Source organism: Algoriphagus boseongensis (genome assembly GCF_004362805.1).
Lineage (GTDB): Bacteria > Bacteroidota > Bacteroidia > Cytophagales > Cyclobacteriaceae > Algoriphagus > Algoriphagus boseongensis.
On the sequence record NZ_SNYF01000005.1, the window covers coordinates 943,910 to 954,698 of the forward strand.

Sequence of the window (10,789 nt, forward strand, 5' to 3'; positions counted from 1 at the left end):
AGCTGGCAGATGTACCTTAGTTGACTTGCCGACCCGATTTTGCTCTGTCATCGTACCAAGCCTTTACTATTTCACTTTTTATAGACCATTTCCACATCATCTATAATTAGGGTACTACCTATCGCTCCGCTAAAATTAGCACCATCGAAACTGGAGGAAGCCACAAAAATGATATGCGTTGGTAATACAAATGCAGCGGAATCGGAGCTAACATAAGCTTGATCAACGGGTTTCATATAATCCGGGAATGTGCTATCAAGTTCACCGTAAGTAAATGGAATCTCTAAGACAATCATATCTGCCTGATTATTGCTACTTCTAAACCAAGCTGTAGCCAAACGCTCTGTTTTACCACCTAATCTTATTTCCAAGAGCGCATAAATATCTAACATGTCGGGGTACCCTAATTCATTACCCTGTTTATCCTTATTTACTTCACCAGCTTGGTACTTATATTTTAACCTCAGTTTCTCAGGTCTGCCACTAAAAGGAGTTCCAAAATCTATGGCGGCCTGTGGATTAGAGGGGTCAATTTTGTCCGAATCAAAAACACCTGTAAATATTGATCCAGCAGATATGGGTGCACCAAATGTGCCTGCCAGCCTACCATTGTCCAATGTAATCATTTGTGCAGCGAGATTCCCATTTCCTAAATCAAATGGAACAGTTGCCAGTTTATTCAAAATCTGGGTGCCAGGATTGCCAGTTCCCCAAATTGTTGATGCAGCATCCTTTCCTGGCTCATAATAATCCGAACCCGTTTTATACCATTGATTGAGATTTCCATTGTTTAGCTGAGGAGTTGCGGATGCTACAAATGATGTGATGGTCCAGGTGTGCAAACTTCCATCCTCCGCCCTTACAAGAATCTGTTGAGGTTCTCGTAGGTCAAGTTTGTCCCCAACTTGCTTGTCTGCAGTGGCGAATGAAGATAGTTCCAAGCTTTGAATTGAGATGTTAGAAAGATCAACTCCTGCTGGGATTTCAACTTCTACGGTAAACTCATTGGTATTGATCACTGGATTGCTAGCCTGGTTGCTTACAACTATAGACTTGATATTCCCATAGTTTGATAAGCCAAAGAAATCTTCCTTGACACAGGAAAATAAAAAAATGGTAGAAAAGAACAGTATGCTATATTTTTTCATAATTGATGCTATTTATCTTTTAGATCCAAAATAGTATGCCAGCCCAAGATTCAGGGAAAGAAGATCAATTTTGAAATCCACATTTTGCCTGATCTCCCTTGATTCTACCCCATCATTGACCTTTTGGTCACGGACTTGAAGTTCATAGCCTAGCACATTCAGTTGAATCTCAAAGGCAAAGTTTTCCATAGCAAAAAAAGTAATACCGGGACTGATACCCACGCGGAAATTGAAATCAGATGAAAAGGTCTTATCTACCACATCAAGATCTTTAACAGTTCGTCTTAGTGTATTGCCAAATCCAAAGGTCAACCCCACTTCCGTGAAAAAACTAAGGCGTTCATTGTCTGTCAGGGGCACAGAAGACCGAAAGTTTGGCGTAAATTCAATGCCCCTACTTATGGAATTTGATTGAAGGGTATCAGGTTCTCGAAAAACTTGTCCTTCAAATCTATTTTGGTAATACTTAAAATTTATCCCGGCCATTCCATAATCGCCTGTATAATATCCCGCTCTCAATAAAAGGTCATAGTTGAGCCGGTCGCCGGCGATGATGTTTTCGAAGAGTCCTGTAGTATTGGTCGATTGCTTGTCTTCCAATCCAAATGCCATTCCTAAATAAATGTTTCTCTTTTTAAAAGGATGAAAATCCTTGTTGTAGTAACTGGACATCAATTCATATGGGGTAGAGTCATCCTTTTTATCATTCTCTTGGGCCAAGGAGTAGTGAGATAAAAAAAACACCAATACCACGACCACAGAGAGAGTCTTAGGCCGAATGGGAAATATGAAATTGCAATTCATTTATTTCTAAGAATTTTAGTTGATGCCATCAATTATAAAAATAACTAATGGTTGGTTATGTACTTGGGTTTCCTCCAATGAACTTATAATATCTGATCATAAATTCTAAATCTACCTTGGTTTCATTAATCCGCAAGTACTCTAAAACGTAAATTTCGCCATCATCTGGATTCGATTGCCTCTGCCAAACGCATCGTTGGAAGCTCTGCGAGCACCTGTCATATATTCGATACCGGTGGAAAAGTATGCCAGCGGAGTGTAAATTAGATTCACATGGCTAATGGCTCCATCCTTCAATGCAAATGGGGCGCGGGAAGAAGGAACATTCAACCAACCATAGGCATAGGAGAAATTGCTTGCCAACTTGTCACTCCAGTTATGTTTAGCACCAAAAACAGCTGAAAATGATGGCATTCGTTCCAACTTACCATCTGCAGAAAGTACAGCGTTTGCATTACTTCCTGCAAAAGCCATAATGTTTTCACCCGAAGCCTGACCGTAGCTTACATTCCAGGTAAAAAAAGTATTTTTTCCAAAATACTGCCGTCCTGCCACCACAGCACTGGTCTGAAATGCATTCGGATTAGGCCCATTTGCACCACCACTCCAGCTTAACATGCCAATACTGCCGCCAAGAGCCAATAAACCTGTTTTCCAGCTGTAATCAAGTCTAATGGGTATAAGTGGAAGCTGATATATGGCTTTTCCAGGCAGGTTATTTGGATTTTCTATGCCAAGGAAGGAAATATGTTCTATAGCAACCGCTAACTTAAGTTGATCTGAAAGATTCTTTTGATATCTAACCTGTGCTGCCCTTCCACCAAACAACGCGTCGCCGGCTGCAAAATCAATTAAATTGGGAATAGATTCCATGACGGAAAGCGTTGTCCAGGTTTGACCAATAATAAAATCTCCGGCGACGATATATGCATGGCGAAGTCGAAATTGATCCCCTTTAGAAAAGAAATCACCTTCAATGAAAAGCTTTAAAGGAACCTTACCTGTTGTTCTACGAACATCTATGTTAAAGCGAGTTTCCTTCAAAAAGAAGTTCATATATCCCCTGCTGCCGTACTCCGGTTGGCCCTCCACAGGAATGGTTGACATCAAAAACGAGGTAGGATCCAGTGTTCCGCTAAAATCATAGACTAGATCTGTTTTTACATATCCACCAACCTTCATTCGCAGCCCCGAGCCAAACATAGGCCAAGAACCGATAAATGAGTCTTGTACCAAATCTTCGCCTGTGTAAAGGACAACTTGCTCTTTACGGTCACCAGCCGGAACTATCTTCTTACTTAGGTTTAATGAATCCCTCATTGTAGTATCGGCAGGCTGAAGGATCTGGCCATGGCTCAAATTGATAAAGCCTAAGATAAAGATCAAAGACAATGAAATGCTGTATTTCATAATTTTCATATTTAATTTATTATTCACTAAGACCGAGAAAGCCAAGACTATCCAATTTGGGTTCTTATATTTTTGTGTCAGCATTATTATTTTTTTATTATATGGTGGTTATATAAAGATTAGCTAAAACTTGATACTACAATTCTTCTATTTGGTTAATAATTACTTTTAACTTGACATATTAAATTCTTAAAAAAATAGATTTGATTTTCTCTTTTTAACATATCTAGTTTATTACTATAATCTTTAAGCAGTTATTACAAGTTAGGTTTAGGTCGCATAATGAATAAACCTATTAAAACACCTACCATTATGGTTAGGGCCACAATGAACATCTGAAAAAATTGCTCCAATCCAAGTACCATATTTCCACTAGCCATGGTGGCTAAACCGCGAAAGCCAATAGTACCGCCCACCAGTAAAAGAATGGCAGGCATGACAACAATGGATGCTGGTCGGCTTGTTTTAAGTGACCACAAGCTTCCAACAATTACAGCAAGGATTGTCCCTAGCAAATTACCCAGGTTAGCATTCATTATCGAACTACCACCCAAAACCCCCAAATAGGCAATGGCAGAAACCAAAACCGACCAAGCTAAATCTCTCCGAGGAACCTGAAATGCAAGGGCCAAACCCACTAGCAGCAATGGAAAAAAAAGAATTATCCACTTTGGATCTACGGGTGCTTGTGGGGCTTCAGCTCCAATGGTTACAAAAACGCTGGCCAGGCGGACTCCAATTATAGCTCCTGCAATCTGTTTAACAAGCGCAGTTAATCCACTCTTCAAATTGTATAAGCCTGATTTGACCTGTTTCGTCACTAATTCTCCAGTTCCTAGACTAATGGCGTAGCCAGGCAGCAACATGATGACGCCACAAAGAATAACTAAAACCAGATTTAAATCAGGTACCCAATGTTTAATCAGTCCGGAAAGAAAGCCGACAACTAAAGCGCTTGTAAGAGGCATCCACTTCACGGCAGTAGTACCCAAGCGAGGAGAGAGTAAAACTATTCCATAAACAATGAGGCTAAATACCGCTGCCAATAACGTATCCGTCCATCCCGCTCCCAAAAGTAGCGCAAAACCAAATCCGGTAAATACATACCCTAGCATGCTTGGAAATTTGCCCCATGGAGGGGGAATTTGGTCAATGGCATCAATGCGCGGCGCGGCATCATTCAGAGATAAAGTCCCGGCATTAATTTCGTTCAACACATCGCCTAATCGGGCGAGCTTATCCAAATCAATATTCGAGGGTGGTGTAGCCAAAACTTCTGCACGTTTTGGTGCATCTGTCGTTTCCTGCAAGCCAAACCTGATTTCTACAGGAGTAGATTTAAAATTGCCTTTATAGCCAAAATCTTGCGCTAAGCCTTTTAATAGAAATTCTAATCTTCCTGACGTAGCGCCGTATTTATGCGCTGCCAAGCCTACTTTCATGATAAAATTCCATGCATCGTCAAAGGATACCTTTGCTGAAGCAGAAAACGCTTTTGAATCTTTTTTTGGATTTTCCATTTACTTCTGAGGATTTCCTAGTCCGTCAAAATCTTGATTCATGCTTGTTTCCATCTTCCGCATGTCGTTGATTCTGTATTGTTTGCTCATTTCGATTTAATTCTAAATGGCTAAAATGTTATTTGTCTTATGACTTTAAGGTCAGGAGTCCTATTCCGGAATTTTACTCGATAGCCAACACTCCGTTTAATGACTCCTGAACCCTTTCCTGACGGCCCTAGGCATTAAGCTCCCCAGACCTCCTTCATGACTCGCATTAAGTTTCCTCCCATTACTTTTTGGGTATCTTCCACGCTGTAACCCCTACTGAGAAGACCATTGGTGATGTTGTAGAAGGTTGCTGGTGTCTTGAGACCAGTCGGGTAGGCATAGGGAGGATGGCCGTACTCCTTAGCTGTCCAGGCACCGCTCGCAATGATCTGGTCGTAGAGCTTCTGTGCTTCATCATCCGTCATGAGCCCTTGAATCATATAGAAATAATCCATTCCAATGGAGGCATGATCGATACCGGCCACTTCAATAATATGTTCGATATGCGCGAAGAATTGGTCAAAGGTGGGGAACTGACTATCGCTTACAAACGTAGGCCAGCCAACTGCGCCAACGACACCACCTTTTTGACCAATCGCCTTAATCACATCATCTGGAACATTTCGAGGGTGATTGTAAACTGCTTTGGCATTGGAGTGAGAAATGATTACCGGGCTGCTTGAGAATTCAATCATGTCCAATACATCTTTATCGCTATTGTGAACTCCATCGACAATGATGCCCAACTCGTTACACTTCTTGATCAGGTCTACCCCTGCCATGCTCAGTCCGGCATCAGAGCGATCTAGTTGTCCACTTGCAAATCGGTTTCGGTAATTGTAAGTGGGTGCCACCTGGCCAACACCATTTTCCTTGAACTCTTCGAGAAGGTCTAAATTGTCTTCAGCAGCAAAGGCGCCCTGGAAGAGGTACCATATCCCAAATGTTTTCTCTCGCTTGGCACGTAGAATATCAGCGGTGCTTTTTACTTTGATCCAGCCATTGTCCTCGATCATTTGATTATGGAGCTTGAGGGAAGTTCTTGTGAGTTCCACGGGGGTACGGGTACCCCCAACCGAAGCCCCGGCTGCAGTTACGCCACCTTCAATATAAAGAGCAGGCCCCTTGCCAAGAGTCGCTTTATCTACCCTGCCCGACATTGGGTCAATACCCCAGGTGAGCAAGGGACAGCAGCCGTCAAGCACAATCATCTTGTCATGAATAGATCGATCTTCATTCAGTTCTTTTTTTTCGTCTTTCATAATTTTTGTTTTTAAAAATTAATACTCGTTTTTATTTAGTTTTTCATTAATGAACTTTGGCAGATTAACTTCTCGCGCCTTTGCTATTTTTTCATTTATTAGGATGATTAGATTTTTGCCTCCACGCCATGCTCAGGGCCAAGAAACTCCCATAGAAACCTAAAGGAATACCTATCCCGTTGATCAAAATACCACCAAACCATCCTATAGCTGCTGCCTGATAAGCAGCTATTCCCTCTGGAGAAAAATACATCATTACTCTAGGGATCTCGCCCGTAAATAGCATCATGCCAAACACAAAACAATTAATCAAACCATAGATCACTAAATGTGATTTCCAGCCGAGATACAGAAGGGGGATATAAATTATACATAAACTTATGATACTATTTATCGGAGCCGCTTCAGACAGTGGTGTTAAGCCCATCCAAACTCTGATCAGACTAACTACATGAAAAAGAATAGCCACGACCAACCACACAACCTGCATTTTTATAACCAATTTTAATCGACTTTTATTTTTTTCGTCTTTCATGTTTTAAGTCTTTAATAGTTATATTATACTAACTTTTTATCAGTTATCTTATTTAGAAGTTTGATCAATAAACTCATCTATATCATTTTTCAATTTTTGTATAGACGGCTTATGCGCGTACAACATATGGCCTGCTTCATAATATTTCATAGAGATATTTTTCTTTAATTCAGCATCCAGGCCCATATGATTGATTGAATATTCTACACCATAAAATACAGTTGCCACATCATAATACCCGTTGAGAATTAAAAACTTCAGATTCGGGTTGCGTTTCATTGCTGATGTCATATCAGGCAAGGTACTAATGGCTAATTGTGCATTCCAAACCACATTTCCGCTGTGTCTCCAATCCCACTTAAAAGTAGGAGAAGTTACCATCGGTGTATATGTTAAATGACTACCTGCTTTTAAATCATTGTATAAATAATTTTTGAATGCCGTTGCAATTGGACTTAAAAAAGCATCACCTGCAGGGTCTGTTAGAGCAGATTGCGCTAACAAATTCTCATTGGTACCTGTATATCGAGAGTCAAGTCTTCCGACAGTTAAGCCGGTATCTCTAAAAAGTTCTTGAAAAAATTCACTGTTAATGACACGTAAATTTGCTTTAAGCCAATAATCCTTACTTAAACCAGAATAATCTTCTAATTTTTGAGCCAAAGCATTCTTTTCTACATCTGTTAATTGATCACCCTTAAAGAGTGCAAGAGCATATTCATTTTCAGTGAATTTTCGGACATCATTTAAAAAAGACTCAAGACTTTCTCCCTTATCTTTTACTTTGTTGTGATACCATGCCGTTGCCGCATAAGTAGGGAAATGAATCAAATAAGAAACATCATCTCCTGGGCCAAATAGTAAATGATGCATCTCCAATACAGCACCAATCATAATGACCCCATTCACTGCAATACCTTTATCCTGTAGGTATTTAGAAACGCCTGCGCTTCTTAAGGTGCCATAACTTTCACCCAATAAGTACTTAGGAGTATTGAATTTTCCTTCCCGAGCTAAAAACTGTTCAATGAATAGTCCAATACTGCGGATATCTTGGTCCACTCCCCAAAAATCTTCCCATTTTGATTCTCCAATGGGTTTACTAAAACCGGTACCAACTGGATCGATTAAAACCAAATCAGCTTTATCTAGAATCGAGTATTCATTATTAACAATGCTGTAAGGGGCAGGCTTGGTGTAGGTTGGGTCATTAATTTCAACTCGTTTTGGGCCTAAAACGCCAATATGTAACCAGAAGGAAGATTGCAACGGTCCGCCATTAAATGCAAACACGATTGGTCTATTTTCATTTGAATCTGTCTTCTTATAATGGGTAAACCCGGATAATGCAATAGGCTTGTCATTTTCATCACGTAGCTGAATTGTTCCTGTTTCAGCATCAAGATTTATGGTTTTTCCATTAATAATTACTGATTGTTTTGAGGTAAATACCTCACCTTTCGGCAACTCGTTTAATTCAGATTTCTCTTGAGCGAATGAAATTTGAATAAAAAGCAAAAGCAGAAAAGTGAGAAGTTTTGTTTTCATTTTGTTGTATATGGTTTAATTTTTAAATCTTGTTATATGAAATTGCTCATATTGGTTTTGTATAAGCATTACTGTTTTCAGACTTTTTCCATAACAAGTAATTATTCAAAAGCCGGTTAGTATATGGCACAATGCGCTATATACTAACCGTTATGAGCTTTTTTATTTAGAAGTTTGATCAATAAACTCGTCTATATCATTTTTAATTTTCGGCCTTGACGGTTCATGTACGTACAGCGTATGACCTGATTCGTAATATTTCATAATGATATTTTTCTTTAATTCTGCATCCAGGCCCATATGATTGATAGAATATTCTACACCATAGAAAACAGTTGCTACATCGTAATATCCGTTGAGAATTAAAACCTTCAGATTTGGGTTTCGCTTCATCGCTGATGTCAGGTCAGGCAAGGTGCTAACCGCTAGGTCTGCGTTCCAAACAATATTTCCGCTGTGTCTCCAATCCCATTTGAAATTTGGTCTTGTAGCAGCCATTGGTGTATAGGTCAAATGTTTTCCAGCACTTAAATCGTTGTATAAATAATCCTTAAATGCTCCTATGATTGGAGGTAAAATGGCATCGCCAGCAGGATCTGTCAAAGCAAATTGTGATAATAAATTTTCATTAACACCAGTATAACGAGAATCAAGTCTTCCGACAGTTAAGCCGGTGTCTCTTAAAAGTTCTTGAAAAAACTCGCTGTTTGAAACGCGAAAATTAGCCTTAAGCCAATACTCCTTACTTACACCAGAATAATCTGCTAATTTTTGAGCTACAGTATTCCTTTCTGTATCCGTTAATTGATCACCCTTAAAGAGTGCAGGGGCATATTCATTTTCAGTGAATTTTCGGACATCATTTAAAAAAGACTCAAGACTTTCACCTTTATCCTTTACTTTATTATGATACCACGCAGTTGCCGCATAAGTAGGGAAATGAATTAAATAACAAATGTCATTTCCCGGTCCAAATAGCAAATTATGCATCTCTAATACTGCTCCGATCATAATTACACCATTCATGACAACACCTCTATCCTGAAGGTATTTTGTTACCCCTGCACTTCTTAAAGTGCCATAACTTTCACCCAGTATATACTTTGGGGCATTGTACTTTTCTGTTCTGGCTAAAAACTGTTCAATGAATAGTCCAATACTGCGGATGTCTTGGTCCACTCCCCAAAAATCTTCAAATTTTGATTCACCGATGGGTTTACTAAAACCCGTACCAATTGGATCGATCAATACCAAATCAGCCTTATCTAGTATAGAAAATTCGTTATTTACTACTTTATAAGAAGCGGGATTGGTATGAAATGGGTCATTTGTTACAACTCGTTTAGGACCCAGAATACCAATATGTAACCAGAAGGAAGCTTGTAACGGTCCCCCGTTAAATGCAAACACGATTGGTCTATTTTCATTTGTGTCTGTCTTCTTATAATGGGTAAATCCAGATAAAGCAATAGGCTTATCATTTTCATCACGTAGCTGAATTGTCCCTGTTTCAGCATCAAGATTTATGGTTTTTCCATTAATAATTACTGATTGTTTTGAGGTAAATATCTCACCTTTCATCAAATCGTTTAATTCCATTTCTTTTTCCATTTTGCTGTATATTTTATTACTGAATCTTATTTTATTACTTATAGCGGTTTCGTGTATTCATTACGCTCCCCAGACCTCCTTCATGACTCGCATTAAGTTTCCTCCCATTACTTTTTGGGTATCTTCTACACTGTAACCCCTACTGAGAAGACCATTGGTGATGTTGTAGAAGGTTGCTGGTGTCTTGAGACCAGTCGGGTAGGCATAGGGAGGATGCCCGTACTCCTTAGCTGTCCAGGCACCGCTCGCGATGATCTGGTCGTAGAGCTTCTGTGCTTCATCATCCGTCATGAGCCCTTGAATCATATAGAAATAATCCATTCCAATGGAGGCATGATCGATACCGGCCACTTCAATAATATGTTCGATATGCGCGAAGAATTGGTCAAAGGTGGGGAACTGACTATCGCTTACAAACGTCGGCCAGCCAACTGCGCCAACGACACCACCTTTTTGACCAATCGCCTTAATCACATCATCTGGAACATTTCGAGGGTGATTGTAAACTGCTTTGGCATTGGAGTGAGAAATGATTACCGGGCTGCTTGAGAATTCAATCATGTCCAATACATCTTTATCGCTATTGTGAACTCCATCGACAATGATGCCCAACTCGTTACACTTCTTGATCAGGTCTACCCCTGCCATGCTCAGTCCGGCATCAGAGCGATCTAGTTGTCCACTTGCAAATCGGTTTCGGTAATTGTAAGTGGGTGCCACCTGGCCAACACCATTTTCCTTGAACTCTTCGAGAAGGTCCAAATTGTCTTCAGCAGCAAAGGCGCCCTGGAAGAGGTACCATATCCCAAATGTTTTCTCTCGCTTGGCACGTAGAATATCAGCGGTGCTTTTTACTTTGATCCAGCCATTGTCCTCGATCATTTGATTATGGAGCTTGAGGGAAGTTCTTGTGAGTTCCAC

The 10,789-nt window shown here is 40.0% G+C and carries 9 protein-coding genes; all 9 read right to left on the reverse strand.

Translation table 11 applies throughout. The features are described 5' to 3' along the window. Window positions 1–71: 71 nt before the first annotated feature. Window positions 72–1,148 carry a PCMD domain-containing protein gene (locus DFQ04_RS04130; protein ID WP_133552957.1) on the reverse strand — a complete coding sequence of 359 codons (1,077 nt, stop codon included), beginning with the start codon at window positions 1,146–1,148 and terminating at the stop codon, window positions 72–74. Window positions 1,149–1,160: 12 nt separating this feature from the next. Then, window positions 1,161–1,952: a hypothetical protein gene (locus DFQ04_RS04135; protein WP_133552959.1), complete on the reverse strand. Its 792-nt coding sequence runs from the start codon at window positions 1,950–1,952 to the stop codon at window positions 1,161–1,163. Window positions 1,953–2,093: 141 nt separating this feature from the next. Next, the gene (locus DFQ04_RS04140; RefSeq protein ID WP_133552961.1) at window positions 2,094–3,446 is read right to left on the reverse strand and encodes a DcaP family trimeric outer membrane transporter; all 1,353 of its coding nucleotides are present in this window, start codon (window positions 3,444–3,446) and stop codon (window positions 2,094–2,096) included. A gap of 173 nt (window positions 3,447–3,619) precedes the next feature. Next, a complete protein-coding gene (locus DFQ04_RS04145; RefSeq protein ID WP_133552963.1) occupies window positions 3,620–4,882 on the reverse strand; it encodes a threonine/serine exporter family protein in 1,263 nt (420 codons plus the stop codon). Window positions 4,883–5,106: 224 nt separating this feature from the next. Continuing rightward, entirely contained in the window at window positions 5,107–6,174 is a 1,068-nt protein-coding gene (locus DFQ04_RS04150; protein WP_133552965.1) for a dipeptidase, read from the reverse strand. Between the two features lie 91 nt (window positions 6,175–6,265). Beyond that, the gene (locus DFQ04_RS04155) at window positions 6,266–6,709 is read right to left on the reverse strand and encodes a hypothetical protein (RefSeq protein WP_133552967.1); all 444 of its coding nucleotides are present in this window, start codon (window positions 6,707–6,709) and stop codon (window positions 6,266–6,268) included. Between the two features lie 48 nt (window positions 6,710–6,757). Further along, window positions 6,758–8,257, reverse strand: coding sequence for a S10 family peptidase (locus DFQ04_RS04160; RefSeq protein WP_133552969.1), 1,500 nt, complete (start codon window positions 8,255–8,257; stop codon window positions 6,758–6,760). A 162-nt stretch (window positions 8,258–8,419) separates the two neighbouring features. Continuing rightward, on the reverse strand, window positions 8,420–9,868 hold the full coding sequence (locus DFQ04_RS04165) for a S10 family peptidase (RefSeq protein WP_133552971.1): 1,449 nt from the start codon (window positions 9,866–9,868) through the stop codon (window positions 8,420–8,422). A gap of 60 nt (window positions 9,869–9,928) precedes the next feature. Continuing rightward, on the reverse strand, window positions 9,929–10,789 hold an 861-nt coding region (locus DFQ04_RS04170; protein WP_133552973.1), incomplete at its 5' end, for a dipeptidase.